The organism is Diplocloster agilis (assembly GCF_019042275.1).
GTDB classification, from domain to species: domain Bacteria; phylum Bacillota; class Clostridia; order Lachnospirales; family Lachnospiraceae; genus Diplocloster; species Diplocloster agilis.
The window spans coordinates 70,371-94,487 of sequence record NZ_JAHQCW010000002.1 but is presented as its reverse complement, the minus strand read 5'-3'; the positions used below and the strand labels follow the sequence as shown (position 1 = coordinate 94,487).

Annotated in this window: 19 protein-coding genes and 1 pseudogene; 15 read left to right on the top strand and 5 right to left on the bottom strand. The window is 49.2% G+C overall.

The window, feature by feature from the left end:
- Positions 1 to 57 precede the first annotated feature (57 nt).
- Positions 58 to 1,056, bottom strand: coding sequence for a LacI family DNA-binding transcriptional regulator (locus KTH89_RS01885; protein ID WP_158344193.1), 999 nt, complete (start codon positions 1,054 to 1,056; stop codon positions 58 to 60).
- A gap of 447 nt (positions 1,057 to 1,503) precedes the next feature.
- Here KTH89_RS01885 and KTH89_RS01880 point away from each other — a divergent pair, with 447 nt between their 5' ends.
- From KTH89_RS01880 to KTH89_RS01835, 10 genes and pseudogenes are all read left to right on the top strand, one after another.
- Positions 1,504 to 2,574, top strand: coding sequence for a sugar ABC transporter substrate-binding protein (locus KTH89_RS01880; protein ID WP_238720424.1), 1,071 nt, complete (start codon positions 1,504 to 1,506; stop codon positions 2,572 to 2,574).
- Positions 2,575 to 2,736: 162 nt separating this feature from the next.
- Positions 2,737 to 4,239, top strand: a complete 1,503-nt coding sequence (locus tag KTH89_RS01875; RefSeq protein WP_238720422.1) for a sugar ABC transporter ATP-binding protein — start codon at positions 2,737 to 2,739, stop codon at positions 4,237 to 4,239.
- Between the two features lie 36 nt (positions 4,240 to 4,275).
- Positions 4,276 to 5,256 carry an ABC transporter permease gene (locus KTH89_RS01870; protein ID WP_238720421.1) on the top strand — a complete coding sequence of 327 codons (981 nt, stop codon included), beginning with the start codon at positions 4,276 to 4,278 and terminating at the stop codon, positions 5,254 to 5,256.
- Between the two features lie 195 nt (positions 5,257 to 5,451).
- Positions 5,452 to 7,728, top strand: a pseudogene (locus KTH89_RS01865) (bifunctional diguanylate cyclase/phosphodiesterase).
- Between the two features lie 76 nt (positions 7,729 to 7,804).
- Entirely contained in the window at positions 7,805 to 8,746 is a 942-nt protein-coding gene (locus KTH89_RS01860) for a hypothetical protein (protein WP_238720419.1), read from the top strand.
- A 73-nt stretch (positions 8,747 to 8,819) separates the two neighbouring features.
- The gene (locus KTH89_RS01855; protein ID WP_238720418.1) at positions 8,820 to 10,091 is read left to right on the top strand and encodes a glycosyl hydrolase family 18 protein; all 1,272 of its coding nucleotides are present in this window, start codon (positions 8,820 to 8,822) and stop codon (positions 10,089 to 10,091) included.
- Positions 10,092 to 10,227: 136 nt separating this feature from the next.
- The gene (gene glgB, locus KTH89_RS01850) at positions 10,228 to 12,984 is read left to right on the top strand and encodes a 1,4-alpha-glucan branching protein GlgB (protein ID WP_238720416.1); all 2,757 of its coding nucleotides are present in this window, start codon (positions 10,228 to 10,230) and stop codon (positions 12,982 to 12,984) included.
- Positions 12,985 to 13,057: 73 nt separating this feature from the next.
- Positions 13,058 to 13,966, top strand: a complete 909-nt coding sequence (locus KTH89_RS01845; RefSeq protein WP_238720415.1) for a mechanosensitive ion channel family protein — start codon at positions 13,058 to 13,060, stop codon at positions 13,964 to 13,966.
- Positions 13,967 to 14,004: 38 nt separating this feature from the next.
- On the top strand, positions 14,005 to 15,249 hold the full coding sequence (locus tag KTH89_RS01840) for an adenosylhomocysteinase (RefSeq protein ID WP_158344201.1): 1,245 nt from the start codon (positions 14,005 to 14,007) through the stop codon (positions 15,247 to 15,249).
- A gap of 24 nt (positions 15,250 to 15,273) precedes the next feature.
- Positions 15,274 to 15,684, top strand: a complete 411-nt coding sequence (locus tag KTH89_RS01835; protein WP_238720413.1) for a DUF3842 family protein — start codon at positions 15,274 to 15,276, stop codon at positions 15,682 to 15,684.
- Here KTH89_RS01835 and KTH89_RS01830 read toward each other — a convergent pair.
- Entirely contained in the window at positions 15,672 to 16,844 is a 1,173-nt protein-coding gene (locus tag KTH89_RS01830; protein ID WP_238720412.1) for a nucleoside/nucleotide kinase family protein, read from the bottom strand. The two genes, KTH89_RS01835 and KTH89_RS01830, sit on opposite strands and share 13 nt — an antisense overlap.
- Positions 16,844 to 17,398: an ECF transporter S component gene (locus KTH89_RS01825; RefSeq protein ID WP_238720410.1), complete on the bottom strand. Its 555-nt coding sequence runs from the start codon at positions 17,396 to 17,398 to the stop codon at positions 16,844 to 16,846. Before KTH89_RS01825 ends, KTH89_RS01830 begins: the two co-directional genes overlap by 1 nt.
- A gap of 404 nt (positions 17,399 to 17,802) precedes the next feature.
- Between KTH89_RS01825 and KTH89_RS01820 the strand changes: the two genes are divergently transcribed.
- A complete protein-coding gene (locus KTH89_RS01820) occupies positions 17,803 to 19,041 on the top strand; it encodes a 6-phosphofructokinase (protein WP_238720408.1) in 1,239 nt (412 codons plus the stop codon).
- A gap of 84 nt (positions 19,042 to 19,125) precedes the next feature.
- Here the strand turns inward: KTH89_RS01820 and KTH89_RS01815 are convergent, their stop codons facing one another.
- Together KTH89_RS01815 and KTH89_RS01810 are read right to left on the bottom strand one after the other, a co-directional pair.
- Positions 19,126 to 19,467, bottom strand: coding sequence for a cupin domain-containing protein (locus tag KTH89_RS01815; RefSeq protein WP_158344206.1), 342 nt, complete (start codon positions 19,465 to 19,467; stop codon positions 19,126 to 19,128).
- A 42-nt stretch (positions 19,468 to 19,509) separates the two neighbouring features.
- Positions 19,510 to 20,274, bottom strand: a complete 765-nt coding sequence (locus tag KTH89_RS01810; RefSeq protein WP_238720407.1) for a tRNA lysidine(34) synthetase — start codon at positions 20,272 to 20,274, stop codon at positions 19,510 to 19,512.
- Between the two features lie 169 nt (positions 20,275 to 20,443).
- Here KTH89_RS01810 and KTH89_RS01805 point away from each other — a divergent pair, with 169 nt between their 5' ends.
- The 4 genes from KTH89_RS01805 (at position 20,444) to KTH89_RS01790 (ending at position 24,027) form a co-directional block, all read left to right on the top strand.
- A complete protein-coding gene (locus KTH89_RS01805) occupies positions 20,444 to 21,739 on the top strand; it encodes an AI-2E family transporter (protein ID WP_158344208.1) in 1,296 nt (431 codons plus the stop codon).
- Positions 21,736 to 22,173, top strand: coding sequence for a D-aminoacyl-tRNA deacylase (dtd, locus tag KTH89_RS01800; RefSeq protein WP_238720405.1), 438 nt, complete (start codon positions 21,736 to 21,738; stop codon positions 22,171 to 22,173). Before KTH89_RS01805 ends, dtd begins: the two co-directional genes overlap by 4 nt.
- 126 nt (positions 22,174 to 22,299) lie before the next feature.
- Entirely contained in the window at positions 22,300 to 23,106 is an 807-nt protein-coding gene (locus KTH89_RS01795; RefSeq protein ID WP_238720404.1) for a Cof-type HAD-IIB family hydrolase, read from the top strand.
- 99 nt (positions 23,107 to 23,205) lie between these two features.
- Positions 23,206 to 24,027 carry a helix-turn-helix domain-containing protein gene (locus KTH89_RS01790; RefSeq protein WP_238720402.1) on the top strand — a complete coding sequence of 274 codons (822 nt, stop codon included), beginning with the start codon at positions 23,206 to 23,208 and terminating at the stop codon, positions 24,025 to 24,027.
- Positions 24,028 to 24,117 lie beyond the last annotated feature (90 nt).

Here is a 24,117-nt window from a genome sequence, read left to right as displayed (position 1 = left end):
AGGCATACAGGTATCCTGTAAGGGTTTCATTGTTATTGCCTGTTTTTTTCAGGCATCTTATTTGGTTGACTCCCGCACAATGAGAGCCGGGTCGATCAGAATACTGTTGTGGCGGATCGGGTGGTTTTCTATCCGCTCCAACAGAAGATCGAATGCGGCGGCCGCCATATCGCGCCGCCTGTGGTCCAGAGCAGTGATGGAAGGGGTGGTTGTATCTAATAAAAAGGAATTATCGCCGGATATAACGCGCAGATCCTGTGGAATCCGCAGTCCCAGCGTGTGAGCGGCTTTGGTGATGGCCGGCGCATACAGGTCTATGACGCCAAAAAAGGCATCCGGCTTGTCGTCCCGGCTTAGGACCTTAAGCGCTGCCTGGTATGCAGCGTCAAACTCCATGGTGGAGAGGTTACATATCCAGTCTTTACGCACCTCAATCCTATGTTTTTTCATAGTATCCAGAAAACCCTGTTGATAGTTTTTGGTAAAATTCGCCTCCAGCGTATAGTTCAGAAATGCAATTTTGCGGCAGCCGTTCGCCAGCAGATGCTCCGTACCTATCTGTCCGCATTTATAATCATCCACCGAGACATAGGGAATCGAAGTCCCGGGATTGTGCTCGCAGCACTGGATCAGCGGGTATTTTGCCGCCATTTCCTCCAGATAGGGGATATCCTGATTGTGATTGGCCAGGATCAGCCCGTCTGCCAGACGTCCCTGGAGAAGGCGGATATAAGAGGAGAGTGTGGCCTGGTCATCGCCATAATGGCCCAGCAGAATATTGTAGTTATTTTCCGTGGCCGCCTGCTGCATGGTATCCATAAAATCCACATAGAACGGCTTGCTGATGGTATTGGCCATAACGATGACGACCCCGCTGCTGGACTGGCGCAGATTCAGCCCCAGCATGTTCGGATGATAATCCAGCTGCTTGATGACCTCCATTACTTTTTCCCGCGTCTCGGGACGGACGTTGTTCTTGTTGTTTAAAACACGGGAAACCGTGGCTGAAGACACGCCGGCCGCTTTTGCTACTTGTTGGATTCTGATATTTTCCATGTATAAGATACCTCCTTGGGAATCGTTCAAAACTCTTTTTCACAAATTAAAGCAGAAGTATATTGACAAGAATATGGAAACCTGATATTCTGATATCAACGAGTTAGCTATTTTGCTAAATGTAACGCATTTCATTTAAACACATTATACTAAATTGCATAAAAAAAGTCCAGAGGTAAAAACAATTATTTCAAAATAGTTATACATTACAGGAAAAAGGTTTAAAAATGTGGTTAAATGAGCCGGAAATTTCAGGATTAACCGGATGACAGCACCGGAAACCAGGGGTGGTTAAATGAAATCCCGGAGGTGATAACAAGACAATTCGTTTTTCCTTACACAAAAATGAAACGCGTTACATTAGTGAGAGAAGTAAACTCCGGTAATACTGGAAACAAGGATAGAAAGCATAAGGATAAGGTTATTGAATTGAAAGGAGAAGGTTCAATGAAAAAGTATGTTGGTTTATTGCTGGCGGGTATACTACTGGGTTCGGTGTGTCTAAGCGGCTGCGGCTCCGGGGAAACGGACAAGGAAGCTTTGCCGGCGGCCGAAGACGATAAGGGTATGCAGGATGCGAAAGACACCGGGGAAACAGACCAGGCCGGAGATGCAAAGGATGCAAAGGCGGATTCCGCGCAGCTCCTGATTGGCATCGCCTGCTACAGCGCCGATGAGTACCAGAAATCCTGGCTGGATACCTTTGAGGCGGCGGCTGAAAGTAAAGGAAATATAAAAGTGGTGTCCACCAATGCGGACGCTAATGTAGAGAAGCAGGTCAGTGATGTGGAATCGCTGATTGCACAGAATCCGGATGTCATTATATTAAGGGCGGTGGACGCGGATGGTCTGGCTGCTTCGGTGGACGCTTGCGTGTCGGCCGGTATTCCGGTGGTGGCGTCGTCCTATGAGGTTCATAATGACAAGATTTCTGCCTGGGTTGGAGCAAACCAGAAAGACAACGGAATCCTTCAGGGAGAATATCTTCAGGGTATCCTGGACGCGAATCCGGATATGAAAATGAACCTCTGTTATATCTGGGGCGGATTCGGCCTGACCGGCACCCAGGAGCGTTACGACGGGCTGATCGACCCCTTCGTCAACAAGCTAAAGGCTGACGGCAGAGGAGAATTATTGGCGGAGAAGGCCGGTAACTGGTCTGCCAGCGATGCCATGGCCCTGACCGAGGACTGGATCCAGAGCTTTCCGGATATGAACGTGATCGTCTGCCAGAACGATGAGATGGCGGCTGGGGCGGCAAATGCGCTGAAAGCGGCGAATGTGGATATGGAGAAGTTCTATCTGCTGGGAATCGACGGGTCTGCAAACGGCCAGCAGTATATCCGCGACGGGCTGATCGACGCGACGATCTGGACAGATCTGAATGATGAGATAAGCACCAATCTGGATGTGGCGGTAAAGGTTGCCGGAGGGGAGACCTATAAAGAACCTGTCTATCTGAATAGTTATAAGCTGATGACAAAAGACAACATCGATGAACTGCTGGGCAGCAAATAGGCATAGATGCCATAGAGATAGATTCCATAGAGATAGATGCCATAGAGTTTGGATAACGAGCTGCGGGTAAGCGGCCGCCTGTCTACAGATAAACGGACCGGCGGCCTTGTTAAGAATAAAAGGAGTTTTCCCGTACCCGCGCATAAAGGATGTGAAAAGAATATGGGTGAAAATGACCTGGTATTGAAGGTAACCGACGTGTCAAAATCCTTTTCCGGCGTGCAGGTTCTTAACAGGATTCAGTTTGAGCTGAAAAAGGGAGAGGTTCACGCCCTGTTGGGAGAAAATGGGGCGGGTAAATCTACATTTATGAAAATCCTGCTGGGAATCCACACGGCGGACAGCGGAAGTATCCTGTTCAAGGGTAAAGAAGTCCATTTTAAGGAACCGTACGACGCCCTTCAGGCGGGAATCTCCATGATACATCAGGAAATCAGCCTGATCCCGAACATGACCGTGGCGGAAAATATATGGGTGGGCCGTGAAAAGCAATTTTACAAACATGGCTTTATCGACCGTAAGGCACAGCTTGCTAAGACACGGGAACTTCTGGAGAGTCTGAAGGTTTCCATAGATCCGCAGGCCATGGTTAAGAATTTAAGCATTGCCGGTATGCAGATGGTAGAGTTGGTGAGGGCGGTATCTTATCATTCGGATATCATTATTATGGATGAGCCCACTTCGGCGCTGACCCAGTCGGAGATTGAAGTACTGTACCGGGTGGTAAAGGGACTGGCGGAAGATGGGATATCCGTGATTTTTATTTCTCACAAGCTGGAAGAAGTGTTTGAGATCTGTGACAGAGTGACCATCCTGCGGGACGGCCATTATATTGAGACCAGAGAGTGCGCCGAGACGGACATGCCCACCCTGATCCGGCTGATCGTCGGCAGGGAATTGAATCAGATGTTCCCAAAGGAAGAAGCTCCCATCGGGGAGGAAGTCCTTTCGGTCAGACATCTTTGCAGAAGCGGTGTATATGAAGACATAAGCTTTCAGGTCCGGCAGGGTGAAATCGTCGGAATTTGCGGCCTCATGGGCGCTGGACGAACAGAAATCATGCGGGGGCTGTTTGGGGTGGACCCGGTCGATTCCGGCGAAATAACCGTCCGGGGTAACAGATGTAAGATCCGCTCGCCCAGGGACGCTATACGCTGCGGGCTGGGGATGGTAACAGAAGACCGGCTGCAGCTTGGCGGAATCCGAATTCTTTCCATAAAAGTAAACATGACGCTGGTATATCTGAAAAAGCTGTGCACCGCGAAATTATTTGTGCGAAAGAGAGAAGAGTCCAGCCGATGCCGCGAGATGATGGAACTTATGGAGGTCAAAGCAGCGTCCGTCAATCAGGCGATCAGCCAGCTAAGCGGCGGGAACCAGCAAAAAGTGATCGTCGGTAAATGGCTGATGAACCAGCCGGATATCCTGATTCTGGACGAACCGACCAGAGGAATCGACATAGGTTCCAAATCGGAGATCCACCGCCTCATCTCCAACTTGGCTAAAAAGGGGATGGCCATCCTGATGGTATCCTCAGAGCTTCCGGAGGTCCTGGGCATGAGCGACCGTATCCTGGTAATCCGGGAGGGAAAAATCGTAGCAGAACATAACCGGGGGGACGTAAGCCAGGAGATCCTGATCAAAGAAGAGTTCGGCGCGTCCTAGCAGCTGGCAGTTCATGGAAAGAAAGGTGTAGTAATTATGAAAGAAAAAAATCAGGAACGAAGGCTTGGCCAGTTCCTCGTCAATAATAAAGCAATCGTGATCTTCTTGTTTCTGGCAATCGTACTGTCTTTTGCTACCGATAATTTCATGACAAAGACCAACCTTTTAAACATGGTCCGCCAGGTGTGCGTCATGAGTGTTATGTCCGTCGGATTTACCCTGATTCTGGCTTCCGGTTCCATCGATCTGTCGGTGGGGTATATGCTGGGGCTGGTCGGTGTTTTCTGTGCGCTGATCAGTAAGATTGCGGGGCTTCCGGTGATATTGGTACTGTTGTTCAGCATTTTATTTGGGATGTTTCTCGGTTTCTGCAACGCCTTCTTGTTTCTCACATTTAAAATGCCCCCCTTCATTGTGACCCTCTCAACCGCTCAGATCTTTCGCGGCGTCACGCACCTGCTCTGTGACGGAACCCCGGTCAGCGGTTTGCCGGATGCGATTATCGCAATAGGACAGGATTATTTTCTGGGAATCCCGGTGCAAATCTATATCATGGTCATTGTGGCTGTGGTCATGGCCGTGTTTTTACGCTCTACCTACCTGGGCCGCCATGCCATCGCCATGGGTGGAAATGAGGAGGCTGCCCGGGTATCCGGGGTCCATGTCAAACGGATGCGCTACATCGTCTATATCATCATGGGTGCCTGCGTAGCGATCGCGGCTATCATTATGGATGGGCGCGTGGCCTCTGCCCAGCCCACGGCCGGCGCTGGCATGGAAATGGATGCAATCGCCGCTGTGGTGATCGGCGGGACCCCTTTAAGCGGCGGATACGGAAATGTCCTGGGTTCCGTCTTCGGCTGCCTGATCGTAGGACTGATCAATAACGGACTTAACATTTTAAATGTCAGTTCCTACTGGCAGTGGATTGCCAAGGGGGCGCTGATCATCATTGCCATTATGCTGGATGTGCAGACTTCCTCTCTTATAAAAGCCACGAAGAAGAGGAAAGCTTAAGGCTTTAGAATATAAAGCATCATATATAATCTATCAGATAATCCTGTATGAAAATGACGCCCTGATGGTTTTTATCCGCAAAAGGGCGTCATTTCTTAGAGGTTATTTCTTGTATTTTCCGGTCGATTACAGTAATATAATAGGGTACGCTTTCGAAAGCGTCTACATATTGTATTCAAAGGATGGCACATCACGATGAAAATGGGAAATTTACAGGAAGATAAAAAACTAAAACTGGAATTTGCAGGGCTTATTGTCCTTGTGATAATCGTCGCCGGAATCTGCGCGTTCTATGTAAAAAATCTGGAGCGGAATACGAAGGCGGAAACCAACCGCTACCTGGGGGAAGTGTCCTCACAGGTGGCGAACGTCATAAACGACCGGCTGGACGCGGTATTTCACTCGATGGAAATTATGGCGATTTCCTGTGCAAATATGGAAAGCCTGGAACAACAGCTGGGCTATCTGAAGATCGTGCAGGACAAGACACCGGGCGAGCTGTTGGGAATCGTGGATCTGAACGGGCGGTTGCAGTTAAGTAACGGCGGATCGGCGGACCTTTCGGGAGTCCAGGCCGTGCAGAAGGCTTTAGCGGGTACAGAGGCCCTTTCCGGCTGTATCAGTTCACCGGCGGATGGTTCGGATATTTTCTTATATTGTGTGCCCATGCTTGGTGGGAATGGCGTGGCCGGCGCGGTTGTGGCCAGCGCGTCCGCGGCTCATTTTCGGGAACTTCTGAATGTGGAGAGCTTTAATCAGGAAGGATATACGCAGATCGTGGATGCAAACGGGGCTTTCATCATAGACTCCCAGAATAAAAATGCGGTCAAGAACCCGAAGAATCTGTTCCAGACACTGGAACAGCAATGCCGCCTGGATCGCGGATATACCGTGGCCGGGCTGCAAAGCAAGATCGAGGGGGGAATGCCCGGCGTCCTGTATTACCGCACCGAAGAAGGCAGACATAAAGTCATGAACGGTCAGCCGCTTGCCAGAGAGGGCTGGTATCTGTTGTCCGTGGTTCCCACAAAAGAGACGGAAGAACAGTGGAATTCGTTTATCCTGCTGGCGGTAGCGATCAATATCTCTATCGTGCTTTTGTTCGCCGGGCTTACGTATTTCTTAATCCAGACGCAGAAGAAGAACCGCATACGGCTGGAAACCATCGCATTTGTGGACCCGGTGACCGGAGGCATGAACCGGACCAGCTTTGAGATGGAGGCCCAGGAACTGATCGGGAAGGCCGAGGCGGATACCTATGCGCTGATTTCCCTGGATATACAGAAATTTAAGTTGATCAATGATGCGTTTGGCAGCGCAATGGGGAATAAAACGTTGAAATACGTCCATGATGTTATAAAAAGACATCTAACCCCCGGCGAGATCGTATCCAGGATTTCGGCGGATACCTATGACGTCCTCATGAAAAACCGGCCGCAGGAGGAATTCCAGAACTGGCTGAAGGAGCTGGTGGAAGAGATCAACTCGTTTAACGGGGAGCTGACGGACAAGTATTTTCTTCCGATCTATGCCGGGGTCTATGTGATTCGTGAAAAAGGGCTGCATATGATTACGATGCAGGACAGAGCCAATGTGGCCCGGAAAAATAACAAGCAGATCAATGAGACGAAATTGTACTCCTGCGTATTTTATTCCGATATGGAGCGGGTGAGGATGATCCGCGAGAAAGAGATTACCAACAGGATGCAGACCGCCCTTGAGAACCGGGAATTTGTGGTCTACCTGCAGCCGAAGATGGATATCGAGAATAATACTGTGTCCGGGGCGGAGGCGCTGGTGCGCTGGCAGGACCCTGAGAAAGGACTGCTTCAGCCCGGGGAATTCATACCTGTATTCGAGAAAAACGGATTTATTGTAAAAGTGGATCTGTTTGTATTCGAGGAAGTCTGCCGCCTGCTTCGCCGATGGATCGACCAGGGGATCACACCGATTCCCATTTCGGTCAATCTGTCCAGGGTCCACCTGAAAAATCCGGATTTTCTGGATCAATTCCGTAAGATCTATGAGCGGTATCAGATTCCGCCCCAGCTTCTGGAGATTGAACTGACCGAGACCGTGGTATTTGAAAATCTGGAATTTCTGATCCATGTGATCGAGCAGATTCATGAAATGGGCTTTCGCTGTTCCCTGGATGACTTCGGAAGCGGGTATTCCTCGCTCAATATGTTAAAGGATGTCCCGGTGGATGTCTAAAAGCTCGACCGGGCTTTCTTCCAGGAAAAGAAAAACAATGCCCAGCGGGGAAAATGTGTGATTGAAAAAGTGATCGAATTGGCCAGGAATCTGGATATGGATACGGTCTCGGAGGGAGTGGAGACCATGCACCAGGTGGAATTTTTAAGGGAAGCCAAGTGCCATATGGTGCAGGGATACGTATTCTCAAGGCCCATCACCATCTCTGACTTTGAAGCGTTCGCGTTTTCAAGGAATCCGGAGGGCAAAACGGAATAAACGGTCCCGGGAAAGAAACGAATATCACCAAATTTGAATATAAATGGCGCAAACCAATGCGCCGCCGGAGGAGCTTATGCCTGCATTTACATTACATTATCTGTTCGGAACGGACACACTGCATGATCTGGAAAATGGCCGGATCAAAAGAGCGGCCAGGAATTATCCGTGCGCATTTTCCCTGGGATTACAAGGTCCGGATATCTTTTTCTATTACCTGCCGATGTATCTGAAAGAGGAGAAGATCGGGACCATGATGCATGACGGGGGAGCGAATCTCTTTTTCCGGAATCTAATGGCCTATCAGGAGAAACTTGCCGATGAGGGCGAGCGGGAACTGGTTCTGGCCTATATGGCCGGTATGCTGGGGCATTATTCCCTGGACACCGTATTCCACCCCTACGTCTATGCCTACACGGATTTTCATCCGGGGCTGAAGCAGAGCAAATCATATTACGCCAGGCATTTTGCCATGGAATCCGATCTGGATCTGTTATACCTGCGGAAACAAAAAGGGATATCCCCCAGGGAATTCCGCCAGTACCGTACCATTGCCCTGGGTTATCAGGAGCAGCGCGGGCTGGCAAAAGCGCTTTGCTCCGCCATACTGCGGACCTATCAGCGGGGATTTACGGTGCCCGCGATGATGGCGGTAATCTATAGTATGCGGCTGGGAACAGCGGCTCTTCGGGATCGCACAGGCTTTAAGAAATGGCTGGTTCAAAGGCTGGAGAAGCCGTTTTTTGGCTGTCCGCTTGTCTCCTCCCTGATCGAAGGAGGAAAGGTGCAGAATCCGGATAAGCTGTGCAACCAAAACCATGTAAGCTGGCGAAATCCGTGGGATTTGACCGTGGAATCCAAAAAGAGTGCAGCGGAACTGTATGAGCAGGCCAAACGCCGCTATGGCCGGATTCTGAGGCTTCTGGAGGTATATCCTAAGAGCAGCCGGGCGGAAAGACAGGAGCTGTGGAGCCGGATCGGCAATCTTTCCTATCACAGCGGATTAGAAATTAAGTAAGTTGCAGAATATACTTCTGAAAAGGCCTCTTTTCTTAATATACTTAGGTATAGAAAGGAAAGGGGCTTATTTTATGATACATGTCGTCGCGGAGGGGGAAACCCTGTACTCCATTGCAAGACGCTATGAGGTTTCTGAGGAGAGAATACAGTATGACAATCAGATCGCAGATCCCGGTGACCTGACGCCGGGGCAGGCGCTTCTTATTCTGATACCGGAAACGATTCATGTGGTACGGGAGGGAGAATCCCTGTACACAATCGCGGAAAATTACGGAACGACGGTTCTGTCGCTTCTTCGGAACAATCCCTACCTGGATACCAGGGCTTACCTAATTCCGGGGGAGTCCATCGTGATCCGCTATGAGGAAAAAGGGACCCGGGAAGCGGTCGTGGGCGGTTATGCCTATCCCTATATAAGGGAAGACATTCTGCGGGAAGCTCTGCTTTATATCAGTGAACTGCTGATTTTTTCCTACGGTTTTAACACGCAGGGGGATCTGATCGCTCCGGATGACGAATGGCTGATCCAGACGGCATTGAACTATGGAGTGGCGCCGGTTATGGTATTAACCCCTATCTATGAGGGGCGTTTTAATAATTATCTGGTGAACCGGGTGGTAGAAAATCCTTCGGTGGCGGAACATCTGATCAGCCAGATTTTGCAGACGGTGGAAGCAAAAGGATACGCGGGGGTCGATGTAGACTTTGAATATATACTGCCGGAAGACCGGGAGGGATATGCCGCTTTTATACGGGACCTGACCGAACAGATGAATGCGCGGGGCTTCCGGGTGAGCGTGGCCCTGGCCCCGAAAACGTCAGCCGGTCAAAGAGGGGTACTGTACGAAGGGATGGATTACCGGCTGCTGGGCGAATACGCGAACTGGGTATTTCTGATGACCTACGAGTGGGGCTATACCTTCGGACCGCCCATGGCAGTGGCTCCGATTCCAAGCGTGCGAAGAGTGCTGGACTACGCCGTTTCGGAAATTCCGCCGGAAAAGATATCCATGGGCATCCCGAATTACGGCTATGACTGGCCGCTTCCTTTTGTGCGGGGCACCACCCGGGCCGCCTCTATCGGCAACCCTGAAGCGGCTGCCCTGGCGGCTGCGAACCGTGCCGAGATCCAATACGACCCCGAATCCCAGGCGCCTTATTTTTACTATGTGGATTCCGGTGTTACCCACGTCGTCTGGTTCGAGGATGTGCGCAGCATCTCGGTCAAATTTTCTCTGGTCGGGGAATATGGTTTCAGAGGGATGGGCTACTGGAATCTGATGCGGCCGTTTCGGGCTAACTGGCTTCTGCTTCACAGCCGGTTTGCCATACGAAAAAACTGAACACCTGGTCAAAAAATATAGAAGATTCTTGTGTTTCATTTTCATTGATGATAGAATAAAACCATAGAATATTCCGAATTACCCTTTCACCGGCGGTGAAAGGGCGGAATATGGAACCCGTTAGGAGGATGTTAACATGGATAAAACATTGTATGATTTAATGGATTGGGCCGCGATTGAAGCGATTGTGTATTCAGAAGAGGACAATCCCCACAATACTTTGGGGCCGCATGTGGTGGAAGACGGAGTATTGGTACAGACATTTATTCCTACAGCAGAAAAAGTGACCGTTAAGTTGAAAAACAATGACAGTGAATACCCTATGGAACAGGCAGATGAAGAAGGCTTCTTTGCCGTACTGCTTCCAAGAAAGTCTGTTCCTGAATATACATACGTGGTAACGTATGACAATGGAACCGTACAGGAAATCGGAGATCCTTACCGGTTTGCTCCACAATTTACAGAGAAAGAGACCAAAAAATTTAACGCAGGTATCCTCTATCAGATTTATGAGAAAATGGGTGCTCATCCCATGAATATAAAAGGAACCGATGGCGTTTATTTTTCCGTTTGGGCCCCGAATGCCATGCGGGTCAGCGTGGTGGGAGATTTTAATCTCTGGGACGGACGCAGGCACCAGATGAGACGCCTGTGGGATTCCGGTATCTTTGAACTGTTCATTCCCAATTTGGAAGCCGGACAACTCTATAAATTTGAAATCAAAACAAGGACCGGGCTGGTCGTGCTTAAGGCGGATCCCTATGCGAACGCGGCGGAACTGCGTCCCAATACCGCATCGGTAGTCACGGATTTGAACCATTTTACCTGGAAAGACGATAAATGGCTGGAAAAACGAAAAAAAGCGGATACCTTCAAGGAGCCTATGTTCATTTATGAAATGCATCTTGGTTCCTGGCGCAAGCCGGAGGATGGCAGAGATTTTTATAATTACCGGGAGCTGGCGCCGATGGTGGCCGAATATGTAAAAGATATGGGTTATACGCATATCGAGCTGATGCCGGTGATGGAACATCCGCTGGATGCGTCCTGGGGTTACCAGGTGACCGGGTATTATGCGCCCACCAGCCGCTATGGAACACCGGAAGATTTTATGTTCTTCATGGATTACATGCATGAACAGAATATCGGGGTTATCCTGGACTGGGTTCCGGCTCATTTCCCGAGAGATACCTGGGGAATGTCAAACTTCGACGGGACATGCCTGTATGAGCATGCGGATCCCAGAAAGGGATCGCATCCCCACTGGGGCACTTTGATTTATAATTATGAGCGGCCGGAAGTCAAGAACTTTCTGATTTCTAATGCGCTCTTCTGGATTGACAAATTCCATGCCGACGGAATCCGGATTGATGCGGTGGCTTCCATGCTGTATCTGGATTACGGGAAAAACGAAGGGGAGTGGGTGCCGAATATCTACGGCGGCCATGAGAATCTGGAGGCCGTGGAACTGTTTAAGCATCTGAATAGTGTGATTAAGGGGAAAAAGTCTGGGGCTGTTATGATCGCCGAGGAATCCACCTCCTGGCCGATGGTGACCGGAGACGTGGAGGAAGATGGCCTGGGATTTGATTACAAATGGAACATGGGCTGGATGAATGACTTTATCGGCTATATGCGATACGACCCGATCTTCCGGGGTGCGCATCATGGGGAATTGACCTTCAGCATGATCTATGCGTACAGCGAGAACTTTATTCTGACGCTTTCCCATGATGAGGTCGTGCACGGAAAAGGTTCCATGATCGGAAAGATGCCCGGCGACAGAGAGGCGAAGTTTGCGAATCTGCGCGCTGCCTATGGATTCATGATGACGCATCCCGGCAAAAAGCTGCTCTTTATGGGACAGGATATGGCTCAGTTCTCCGAGTGGTCCGAGGAGAAGAGTCTGGAGTGGAATCTGTTGGAATACGAAGATCACGCGCACATGAAGAATTATGTGAAGGCTCTGGTGAACCTGTACCGGACTTATCCCGCGCTTTATCAGCTGGACTATGATCCGAAAGGCTTCACCTGGATTAATAATATATCCGCAAATGAAAATATGCTGGTATTTACGAGAAATACAAAGAAAGCGGAAGAGACGCTGCTGGTGGTGTGTAACTTCTCCGCGCTGGAGTATGAGGATCACAAAATCGGCGTTCCCTACGCCGGAAAATATAAGGAGATCTTTAACAGCGACAGCACGCAGTTCGGGGGGACCGGCGCGGTCAATTCCAGGCTGAAGCAGTCCAGGAAAGATGAATGTGACGACCGGCCGAATTCGATCAAGATCAAGGTCGCGCCGCTTAGTATTTCCATATTTACCTATACAAAGGCCGTAGAAAAAATCAGTACCAACAAAGCGGCCAAGTCCAAGTCCTCAAAGGCGGCCGCGCCGGCTGCGAAGAAGGATCTGAAGGCTGAGCTGGCAGCTAAATTCGTGGAAGAGGAACTGTCTGCGGCAGATCCGGTATTGGAATTGCCAAAAAAGAAAAGCGCTAAGGCAGAGACGAAAAAAGCACAGCCGGAAAAGGCAGCGCCGGAAACAGTAGAACTGAAAAAGGTTGAGACAAAAAAAGTTGAACCTAAAAAAGTAGAAACCAAAAAGGTTGAACCTAAGAAAGTAGAAACCAAGAAGGTTGAACCTAAGAAAGTAGAAACCAAGAAGGTCGAGTCTAAGAAAGTAGAGACGAAAAAGGCTGAGCCTAAAAAAGTGGAAACCAAAAAGGTCGAGCCTAAGAAAGTAGAGACGAAAAAGGCCGAGCCTAAAAAAGTGGAAACCAAAAAAATCGAGCCTAAAAAAGTGGAAACCAAAAAGACAGAACCTAAGAAGGTTGAAGCGAAAAACGCGGAGGCCGCTCTGGAGAAGTCCACCAACGAAGATATAAAATAACATCAAGCATCGTCAATCTGCGGGCGCGGTCAGCGCGCCCGTATTTTATGCGATAGAACATCAGGAGGAATGTATGTATTTGATTGCACTACTGACAAACGGCATGGAAGAGCTGTCGGACTTAAAGGATCTGCAGCCGGAGGATGTAAACCGGTTAGTAAAATATGTGAAAGACTCGATACCTGGCCTGATTGATTTTGGCATTAAAATCATCATCGCCCTTGTTCTTTTTTTCATTGGAACCAGACTTATCAAATTAGTACAGAAACTGATCTGTAAAGCGATGGAAAGACATGGCTCCGAGGTGGGCGCCATTCAGTTCGTCGGTTCTTTTGTAAAGGCGGGGCTTTATTTTCTGTTAATTTTTATCCTGGCCGGATATTTGGGAGCGGATACGGCGTCGATCGTGGCTTTGGTCGGATCGGCCGGTTTAGCGATCGGCCTTGCCGTTCAGGGAAGCCTTGCGAATTTTGCGGGCGGGGTTTTGATCCTGCTGCTGCGTCCCTTCAAAGTAGGGGATTATATCATCGAGGGAACCTATGAGGGTACCGTGGATAAGATTGAGCTGTTTTACACCAGGCTGCTGACGGTGGATAACCGGATGGTGATTATTCCAAACGGCATTCTGTCCAACAACAGTCTGACGAATGTCACCGCCCAGGAAAAACGCCAGATCGATATACGGGTAGGAATCGCCTACGACTCGGATCTGAAAAAAGCCAAAGATCTGCTTCAGAAAATAATGGATCAGGATGACTGCGTATTAAAGGAAGAAGATACAAAAGTGTTCGTAGACAGCCTTGCGGACAGCTGTGTGCAGCTGGGCCTGCGGTGCTGGGTAACAACGAATGATTACTGGCCGACCCGCTGGCGGATGACGGAGACCATAAAACTAACGTTTGACGAGAATCATATTGAGATTCCATTTAATCAGCTGGATGTCAATATAAAAGAGAATGCCGTCGTAAACAAGGCCAAATAAACCAAAAATAAAGAACTGTTATACAGGAGGAAAATGAAATGAGCGAAATCAGAGATATCACACTGGCAGAATCCGGCGCCAGAAAAATCGAATGGGTCAGGAAGAACATGCCGCTGCTGCGCAATCTGGAGCTAGAGTTTGAAAGGGAAAAGCCCTTCGCAGGCAAACGCATCGCGCTGTCCATCCATCTGGAGGCCAAGACGGCTTATCTTTGTAAGGTATTGGCTGCCGGAGGGGCCGAGATGTACATTACCGGAAGTAATCCCTTATCCACACAGGATGATATAGCGGCCGCCCTGGTGGAGTGCGGGCTGAATGTTTACGCCTGGTACGGGGCTACGGATGAAGAATATAACCGCCACATCAGTTCCGTCCTGGAGCACGATACCAATATTATTATCGATGATGGCGGGGATCTGGTCCATATGCTTCATACCAAATACCAGGACAAGATCTGTCATGTGATCGGCGGCTGTGAAGAGACCACCACCGGAATTATCCGTTTGATTGCCATGGAAAAGGCTGGGGAATTGAAATTTCCCATGGTGCTGGTCAATAATGCGGAGTGCAAGCATTTCTTCGATAACCGGTATGGTACCGGACAGTCCGTATGGGATGGCATCATGAGGACAACGAACCTGATTGTGGCCGGTAAGGTAGTGGTGGTAGCCGGATACGGCTGGTGCGGAAAAGGGGTGGCCATGCGTGCCAAAGGTCTTGGCGCACAGGTTATCGTCACGGAGGTTAATCCTGTGAAAGCGATCGAAGCGGTCATGGACGGATTTGACGTCATGCCGATGAAAGAAGCCGCCGCCTTGGGCGATTTCTTCGTGACTGTTACAGGGTGCAGCGGCGTCATTACAGAGGAAGACTTCCGTGTGATGAAAAATGGAGCCATCCTGTCAAACGCCGGACATTTTGATGTGGAAGTGGATGTAAAAGGACTAAAAGAGATCGCATTGGAAACCCGGGAAGAGCGCAAAAACATTATGGGTTACCGTATAGACGAAGAGCGCTGGATCTATGTACTGGGCGAGGGAAGATTAGTGAACCTGGCCTGCGGCGACGGACATCCGGCGGAAATTATGGATATGAGTTTTGCAATCCAGGCTTTGAGTGCGAAATACCTGGTGGAACATGCCGGAAACCTGACGGAGAAAATCATACAGGTTCCCAGGGAAGTGGACGAGGAGGTTGCCGCCAGAAAGCTTGCTTATATGGGGAAAAAGATTGACACCCTGACACAGGAACAGGTAGCCTATCTGAACAGTTCTGCTGTTTGACAGACGGGCGGCAGGAGATTTAAAATGCGGATTGTGGTAATAGACGGCCAGGGCGGCGGTATCGGAAGCAGCCTGGTAGGTAAATTAAAAGAAGCGGCCTCCCCGGAGACGGAGATTATCGCTGTGGGAACAAATGCGCTGGCGACATCGGCAATGCTGAAAGCCGGCGCTATGGCCGGAGCTACCGGTGAGAATGCGGTGGTTTTTAATGCATCCAGGGCGGATGTGATAACAGGCCCGATGGGGATTCTTCTGGCCAACGCCATGTATGGCGAGATTACCCCGGACATGGCTCATGCGGTTTCTTCTTCCCAGGCGTTAAAGGTACTGGTTCCCATCTCACAGTGCTCGGTCAGAGTGGCAGGGGTCGTGGGCAAACCTATGGCCGCCTATGTAGAAGAGGTGGCGGCCATGATTTTGGATTACGAAAACTGAGCTTTTGTATTGTCTTCCTGTAAAGCGGATATCATTTCTGAATTATCGAGGATGATATGACAATTTTCTTTGATTCCGTAGTATTCGAAATAATGGTTTTCCATAGGAATCCATTCCTGTATAAAGCGCCGGTGCATATGCGGTCCATTTCTACGCAGAATGCACCGGCTTTGTGCATCCCCGGAAATCTCCAGGAAGATTTTAAGGTCCGGTTTTAAGCCGCAGCCCGGATGCAGGCTGTAAGCGCCTTCAATGATCCGCAGGGGCTTTCGCGGAACCGTTACATAATCTTCCAGCGACATGGTGGCGCACTGGAATTTTTGATAGGTAAATTCCCGGTGGCGGAGCAAGCCTTCGGCTGTCTCTGCGTAAAAACGTTCGTAATCGATATTTCCGCCTGGTTCTTCCAGGCGTTGTTCCGTGCGCTGCTGCGGCTGCAAAAAGAAGTCGTCCATATGAATCACCGCGGCGTCAAAAACAGAGTTTAACAGCCAGGCCAGAGTGGATTTGCCGGAAGCGCATTGCCCATCGACGGCAACGGTTACGTATTCCTGCTCCGTAAGGAGCTTGGCGATGCGTCCGATGACGGACAGATAGTAGCCGTAAGACTCATACACGATCCGGTAAGCGGGCCGGTAGATGGCGTGGTAGGCGGCGCTGTGGCTGAGTACCGGATACCCCTTTTCCCGATATGTATTCATGTACCTGTGATATTCATCTGCGCTAAAAGGCAGGTCGCCCCGGCTGCAGCATGCCAGAAGAAGCCGGCATTTTTCTTCAAAAGAAGAGAGGGAGCCTTTGACCGTATTTGCGGTTAGACAGAACATACGGTGGATACAGCCCAACAGCTCCGGCGTTATCCGTTCATCCAGATAGAGCCTGCACAAGCCGTTGCCGATGGATTCATAATATCCACCTGTGTTCTTATCAGCCGGGCCGGCGCCCGCAACACCGGCGGCCATGGACTTAGAAGCGCCGGGCTTGCAGATCTGTTCCCACTCTTTTTTCAGACGGATAAAGGCTTCCTGCTCGTTTTGGATCAGGTGTCCGCCGCCGAATTCATTCTGATAGATCAGTTTAACCAGATCCTGCAGTTCAAGCTGCGGGTAGTTCTGATATTGCCGGATTAAAATATTTGTGAGATCATTTTTGTCGGGCATTAAAATTCTTCCTTTACATCACCAGGGACAAAGCGGGCACGTTTCAATGCCAGTACGATCGGAGGGATCACGACCAGCTGCAGGATAATGCCGGGAACCGCGTTCAGAACAGCGCCTCCGGCAAAGATCTGCCAGGTAAAGAGCGTGCCGGCTATCGTTGACAGAATCAGGCTTACGACACCCCATACAATCCTGCCTCCAATCATAGACAAAATGAGGGAAAGGTAAACCGTAGATACCTTCTTGCGCAGTATTTTGTAACACAGGCCGGAGAGCGTGCCATAAGCGGCCAGTTCAAAGGCCATAGCCAACGCTGTGGGGAATAACGGAGGCATTCCAAACAATGCGCTTCGCAGCAGAGGGGTAATGAACCCGACGATCAGCCCTAACGGCCAGCCGCAGACAAAGCCGCATAACAATACCGGAATATGCATGGGAAGCAGCATACTTCCGATCTGGGGAATCTGGCCGGTAAAAAACGGCAGAACAATACCTAATGCAATAAAGACACCTGCAAATACCAAATTTTTGGTGGAAAAATAACTGGTTTTCATCATTAATCTCCTTTGGGTAAGCGTTTAAGAGGCAGTTCCTGCTGGTAACACAAAAACACCTCTCTAGAATGAGAAGCAGATACCTTCATGGTAAATAGAATGTCTTCCTGAATTCCGATCAGATAAATAAGAATATGAAACTATGCCTTCATGGCAATTTTTGTATTTTAAATTATACTCTCGAATCGCGTTCCAGTCAAATCATAAATCCTATTCAAATCATAAATCCTATGCAAATCCTATTCATAAATCCAATTTGCGTGTAAGAGAAATCTACAGGCAAACAAAAGAAAGAATCAAGATTAAAAACTTACAATAATTGAATAGAAACAAAAAATAAATTGTACAATATGCATAGTTCTGATATAATAAGAGCAGTATATTTTGAAATGGAGGCGGGCATCATGAAAGGTAATGTAATTGTAGGACAGTCCGGAGGGCCGACTGCGGTAATCAATTCCAGTATCGCCGGTGTATATCGTACGGCGATCGACAGGGGAGCGAAGAAAGTGTACGGAATGCTGCACGGTATTCAGGGCTTTCTCGATGAAAAATATGTGGATTTAAGTGATCATATCCGCAACGATCTGGATGTGGAGCTGCTCAAGAGAACCCCATCCGCATATCTGGGTTCCTGCAGATTCAAGCTGCCGGAGATCCACGAGGACCGGGATATTTACGAGAAGATCTTCGGGATTTTAGATAAGCTTGAGATCGAAGCGTTTATCTATGTAGGCGGCAATGATTCCATGGATACGATCAAGAAATTATCCGACTATGCGATTGTAACCGGACACGATTGCAAGTTCGTGGGTGTGCCCAAAACCGTAGATAACGATCTGGCGCTCACCGACCACACGCCCGGATACGGAAGCGCGGCAAAATATATCGCCACCTCCACAAAAGAGGTAATCCGGGACGGACTGGCATTGACCTATGACAAAGAACAGGTCATCATCCTGGAGATTATGGGACGCAACGCCGGATGGCTGACCGGGGCGGCGGCTCTGGCCAGAAGTGAGGACTGCGACGGGCCGGATTTAATATACTTACCGGAGCTGACCTTTGATGTGGACAAATTTAAGAAAAAAATCGGAGAGCTGCTGGAGAAAAAGAAATGTGTCGTGGTTGCCGTATCCGAGGGCATTAAAGTGGCGGACGGCCGCTATGTATGCGAGCTGTCGGAAGGCATCAATTCGGTAGATCCTTTCGGCCATAAGCAGTTAACCGGAACCGCCAGCTATCTGGCCGGTATGCTGGCAGCCGAATTCGGCTGTAAGAGCCGCGCCATTGAACTGAGCACCCTGCAAAGAAGCGCGTCCCATCTGGCGTCCCGGGTGGATATCAACGAGGCGTTTCAGGTAGGCGGTGCGGCGGTGAAGGCCGCGGACGAAGGCGAAACAGGAGTCATGGTGATCCTGGAGCGCGTATCCGACGATCCCTATCAGTGTGCAACCGCCGTCAAAAATGTCCATAAAGTTTCCAATGTGGAAAAACTGGTGGCCAGGAAATGGATCAACAAAGAGGGGACGTATGTGACCGAAGAGTTTCTGGACTATGTAAGGCCGTTGATTCAGGGAGATTATTCCCCTGTTATGGTAGAAGGACTTCCCAGACATCTGTATCATAATAACAAATGGTAACGGATATAACGCAATAAAAGAAGGCGGAACAAAGGCCCCTTAAAATGCCGCGGCATTATAAGGGGCCTTTCACGGACTATTTTTCTATTTCTTTTCATCGTTGATGATCAGGGCCATAAATACCAGATCATCGTCACCGGCATTTGCGATCCCATGGCCGTTTCCGGTGGGCGTATATGTAGTATCGCCGGCAGTTATGCTGCGGTCGGTTCCATTATCGGTGTAAATACCATTTCCGGTCAGGATGTAAAATGTCTCGCTTTCGCCCATATGCTCATGGTAACCAATCGAACATCCCTTCGCAAGAGTAATCTTCGCATACATTCTGCACATACCGTTCATCTGCGCATCATCCAGAATATGCTCAATCACTACCGTACCGTTACCTCCGCGCATACCTTCCCTTTTCTCGATTCTGTTGGACATGACAGAAACCTCCTTTGTTTTTTCGGGTTATTTATTATTTTATCACAGCCCGGACGGGTTGTCGATATTTGGGGTTATGACGGAATCCGCCCGATTGGGCCAGCCGGGAATCCGCCCGTTTAAGATGGCGCGGAACATTCGCTCCCTGGCGCCAGGGTGTTCGAAATTTAACTGTTTGACCAGGTTTTTTGCGTATTCCCGCTTGGTAAAACCATCGATCGGACAGCGGCTTTTCGCCACAGGCAGCTGGTACTTGTTCTGAAAACCGATCACATCCGCCTCGTTTACATACATCAACGGCCGGATTACCGTCACGTCCATGCGGTCCAGATAGGTCTTGGGAGAAAAGGAGTAGAACCTGCCTTCAAAAATCAGGGAGAGCAGCATCGTTTCTATAATATCGTCTTTGTGGTGGGCATAGGCAACTTTATTGCAGCCCAATTCTTTAGCCTTTGTGTTAAACGCCCCTTTCCGCATTTTCGCGCACAGGGCACAGGGATTGGGTTCTTTACGGTCCTCGAAGATGATTTTGGCAATCTGGGTATCGACCACGGTATAGTTAACACCCATCTCCTGACAGAGCGCCCGCACAGGCGCAACGTCGAATTCTTTATATCCCAGATGCACAGTTATGGCCTCTATCGTAAATTTCCTGGGGTAGAAGCGCATGAGGCCGTGCAGCGCATAGAGCATGGTCAGGCTGTCTTTCCCGCCAGATATCCCGACGGCGATTTTATCTCCGTCTTCAATCATCTGGTAGTCATCCACGGCCTTTCTGGTGTAACTTAAAAGCTGTTGTAATTTCATTCATGTTTCCTCCAGTGGCGTATACACCGCGCCATTACTTTTGACATCCGCAGCGGGAATGTCCTTTGCTATTATAGCATGACTCGCAGGATTGTGGTATAATTTGAAAGGATAATCTGACGCAGAAAATGACAGGGCTAATCCGAATACGCTATGAAGAGGGAAAAATATGAAATTCAAATGGGACAAAAAGTATCTGCAATGGGGAATCACCGCATTTCTCACCGCTGCCGCCATACTCATCTTTTACTATTTTATGTTTCACGGGGATAATATTCATGCCGGGATTATGAAGGTGGCCAATATTCTGATGCCGATCATTTACGGGGCGATTCTGGCCTATCTGCTGACCCCGGTTATCAATTTCTGGGAGAGGCATACCTTTTCCCTGTACCGGCGAAAACACGGCGACCCTTCCCGGAAGCTGCGAAGCTTCTTCCGGTTCCTTTATATCCTGCTGGCCCTTATTCTGGTGGTCGTCGGCCTTTTCGGCCTGCTCTATATGGTCGTTCCCCAGGTCGTATCCAGCATTGCCACCGTCATTATGGGACTGCCGAAAACGCTATATGACGTGCAGGATTGGGCGCTGGAGCTTCTGAGGAATAATCCGGATCTGGAACAGGTGATCAGTAACGTGCTGGAGAATGCGACGCAGGATCTTCAGAACTGGCTGACAAATGTATTATTGCCGTCGGTGAATTCGCTGCTGCTTCAGATCTCTCTAGGAGTGGTGGATGTGGTAGTGGTGCTTAAGAACCTGTTCATCGGATTTATCGTATCCATCTATATCCTGGCCAGCAAAGAAACCTTCGCGGCTCAAGGCAAGAAGCTTTTATTTTCCCTGCTAACTCCCCGGAAAGCGAATCTGTTTCTTTCCAATCTTCGATTCACCAATAAGACATTCGGGGGATTTATCAGCGGGAAACTGATTGATTCCCTCATCATTGGTATTTTATGTTTTATTTACACAAAAATCGTAGGAGCGCCCTATGGGATGCTGGTCAGCGTAATCGTGGGCGTCACCAATATCATTCCTTTCTTCGGCCCTTACATCGGAGCAATACCCAGCGCGCTTTTGATCCTGATGGCAGATCCCATGCAGTGCGTCTATTTTATTATCTTTATCATTGTATTGCAGCAATTCGACGGAAATATTCTGGGGCCTAAAATCCTGGGAGGCTCCACCGGGCTGTCAAGCTTCTGGGTCCTGGTTTCGATTCTGCTGGGGGGCGGGCTGTTTGGAATCGTGGGAATGTTCATTGGCGTTCCGCTTTTCGCGGTGCTGTATGCCGGTGCGAAAGCTCTGGTGAACCGGTCCTTAAGTGCGAAAAACCTGCCCACGGACACGGAGGCGTATCTGAAGCTGCAGGCCGTGGATGCGGATACGAAAGAATTTGAATATCCCCAGGAGCCCGCAAGGCATCTGAGAAAGAATACACAGGAAAAGGAGACAGATAAGAAATGAGACTGGTGATTCAAAGGGTAAGTCAGGCATCCGTGCAGGTTGATGGTGAAATAGCCGGGCAGATCGGCAGAGGGCTGCTGGTGCTGGCGGGTGTATCGGACCAGGATACCAAAGCGGACGTGGACAAGCTGGTTCAGAAAATAATCAAACTGCGGATCTTCGAGGATGAGAATGGGAAAACGAATCTTTCCCTCAAGGAGGTGGACGGCGGACTGCTGATTGTCTCGCAGTTCACGCTGTACGCCGACTGCCGGAAGGGGAACCGGCCCAGCTTCACCGGCGCCGGCAGTCCCGCGCTGGCAAAGCAGCTGTATGAATATATGATCGAACAGTGCAGTAAAGAGGTGGAGCGGGTAGCGCATGGCATTTTTGGGGCGGATATGAAGGTTCAGCTTACGAATGACGGTCCTTTTACGATTATTTTGGAAAATTAGCGAATTAGTTTACGTAATATTTTTATGTTTACCATATGTTATGTAAAGCGCTTGTAAAATCCAAAATGTTATAATTTAGAAAGAAAATAAGGATAGGATAAGATTTTACAGAAAGAGGAGATTACTTTGAACAAAGCAGCGGTATTTTTTGATCTGGACGGAACGATCTGTGACATAAAAAAGGGGATGCCGGACGATACGATCAATGCGATTCACAGATTGAGAGAGAATGGTCATAAAGCATTTTTGTGTACGGGAAGAAGCAGAGCCTACCTGCCCAAGGAATTATCTGCGCTGAACCTGGACGGTATGGTAGCCGCCTGCGGGGCTTATCTGGAATATCAGGGGCATTGCATATATAATGAACGGATGTCTGCGCCTGTGGCCAGAAAAACGGTAGAAATTCTGCGGGCCAACGGATTGGTTCCGGTGATGGAAGGCTGGGACTATCTCTATTATGATAAAGAGGAATATCACAACGGAATTGACTGGTACGCGGATCTGATCACGGAACAGCTGGGCAGCCGCTGGCGTCCGATCAGGAACTATGAAAATATTATGGAGATTAATAAAGTAAGCGCCAAACGGACCGAAGGGTGTGATTATGAAAAGGCGCTTCAGGAACTTTCCGGGGATTATGACTTTATCAACCATGGGGAACATGGATTTGCCAGCAATACCATCGAAATGGTCCCCCGGGGCGTGTCGAAAGCGACCGGGATCGAGCGGATGATCCGGACGCTTGGAATTGCCTGGGAAAATACCGTAGCTTTTGGAGACAGCAATAACGATATCCCGATGTTTGAATACGTACATACCAAAGTGGCTATGGGAAACGCAAGCCAGCCCCTGAAGAATATGGCGGATTATATTACCGATGATATGTGGAAGGGTGGAATCGCTAACGGCCTTCGTCATTTTCAACTGATCTGACGGCGGAACGCCCGGGCGCAACCGATAGTTGACTGGCGGTTGGTAGAAAGTTGCGTGTATGTCTGGTATGATCAGGCCAACAAAAAAGGAGGAAAGATCATGCTGGGTGAAAAAATCAAAAATCTGCGGGAGCGGAACGGGTATTCACAGGAAAGGCTGGCGGAACAATTGGGCGTCAGCAGGCAGGCCGTATCCAAATGGGAGACGGGACTGTCCAGGCCGGATATGGGGAATTTGATCGCGCTGGCTAAGCTGTTCCATATTTCCTTTGACGAGCTGATCGGAAATGAGAAAGTGGATCTCCCAACGGAACCCGTTGCGAGAGAACAGAGTCAGACGGAGCATAAGCAGCGGAAGAAAAGCCGGATATTTTTCATTGCCGGCTGTCTGTTAATCCTGCTGATCTGTGATTATCTCTATTTCTTTTATTTTGATACTAAGGATATAGGGAACCCGGGTACTGTTAACCCGGATTCTAGTGATTCGGTAATAGGTGGTCCAAAGCTAAGCGAATCCGATGTGACCTCTGCAGAATTGGACGGATTGGACGGATTGGAGACGGAAGCTTTGCAAGAGACCCCTGTTGATAAACCCCAGGACAGTTTAAACGCGGTGGAGAGTGTTCAATTCCAAACCGTCGTACAGAACTTTGCAAATGCTTACTTCCGTTCCGATCCGGAAGAGGCAGCGCAATACTCCGTGATCGGGGAAGAGGAGATCGAGGTATATCCGGAGGATATTTTCGATGATCTGGCGTATATGGTTTTGAAATGGAATCCGCAGGATCTGTTTGACCAATCGCCTGTCTGTGTACAATACCAGTGGCAGAGAAAGGGCAGCGACAGTGCCGATTATCTTGGACTTGAGGTTATGAAAATCAATGAGGAATGGAAAGTCACCAACTGTTATCTGGAAAAATGAGCTGCCGGTTTATACAATTAAGAACCGCTAAGAATGTGTTAATTTTCCCGCTTCTCAGTTGACGTTCACATGGGCCATGCATATAATACG

Bases quoted from the DNA above. Each gene is read 5' to 3' on its own strand.
- KTH89_RS01885 (WP_158344193.1), bottom strand. From the start codon at position 1,056: ATGGAAAATATCAGAATCCAACAAGTAGCAAAAGCGGCCGGCGTGTCT.
- KTH89_RS01880 (WP_238720424.1), top strand. From the start codon at position 1,504: ATGAAAAAGTATGTTGGTTTATTGCTGGCGGGTATACTACTGGGTTCG.
- KTH89_RS01875 (WP_238720422.1), top strand. From the start codon at position 2,737: ATGGGTGAAAATGACCTGGTATTGAAGGTAACCGACGTGTCAAAATCC.
- KTH89_RS01870 (WP_238720421.1), top strand. From the start codon at position 4,276: ATGAAAGAAAAAAATCAGGAACGAAGGCTTGGCCAGTTCCTCGTCAAT.
- KTH89_RS01860 (WP_238720419.1), top strand. From the start codon at position 7,805: ATGCCTGCATTTACATTACATTATCTGTTCGGAACGGACACACTGCAT.
- KTH89_RS01855 (WP_238720418.1), top strand. From the start codon at position 8,820: ATGATACATGTCGTCGCGGAGGGGGAAACCCTGTACTCCATTGCAAGA.
- glgB (WP_238720416.1), top strand. From the start codon at position 10,228: ATGGATAAAACATTGTATGATTTAATGGATTGGGCCGCGATTGAAGCG.
- KTH89_RS01845 (WP_238720415.1), top strand. From the start codon at position 13,058: ATGTATTTGATTGCACTACTGACAAACGGCATGGAAGAGCTGTCGGAC.
- KTH89_RS01840 (WP_158344201.1), top strand. From the start codon at position 14,005: ATGAGCGAAATCAGAGATATCACACTGGCAGAATCCGGCGCCAGAAAA.
- KTH89_RS01835 (WP_238720413.1), top strand. From the start codon at position 15,274: ATGCGGATTGTGGTAATAGACGGCCAGGGCGGCGGTATCGGAAGCAGC.
- KTH89_RS01830 (WP_238720412.1), bottom strand. From the start codon at position 16,844: ATGCCCGACAAAAATGATCTCACAAATATTTTAATCCGGCAATATCAG.
- KTH89_RS01825 (WP_238720410.1), bottom strand. From the start codon at position 17,398: ATGAAAACCAGTTATTTTTCCACCAAAAATTTGGTATTTGCAGGTGTC.
- KTH89_RS01820 (WP_238720408.1), top strand. From the start codon at position 17,803: ATGAAAGGTAATGTAATTGTAGGACAGTCCGGAGGGCCGACTGCGGTA.
- KTH89_RS01815 (WP_158344206.1), bottom strand. From the start codon at position 19,467: ATGTCCAACAGAATCGAGAAAAGGGAAGGTATGCGCGGAGGTAACGGT.
- KTH89_RS01810 (WP_238720407.1), bottom strand. From the start codon at position 20,274: ATGAAATTACAACAGCTTTTAAGTTACACCAGAAAGGCCGTGGATGAC.
- KTH89_RS01805 (WP_158344208.1), top strand. From the start codon at position 20,444: ATGAAATTCAAATGGGACAAAAAGTATCTGCAATGGGGAATCACCGCA.
- dtd (WP_238720405.1), top strand. From the start codon at position 21,736: ATGAGACTGGTGATTCAAAGGGTAAGTCAGGCATCCGTGCAGGTTGAT.
- KTH89_RS01790 (WP_238720402.1), top strand. From the start codon at position 23,206: ATGCTGGGTGAAAAAATCAAAAATCTGCGGGAGCGGAACGGGTATTCA.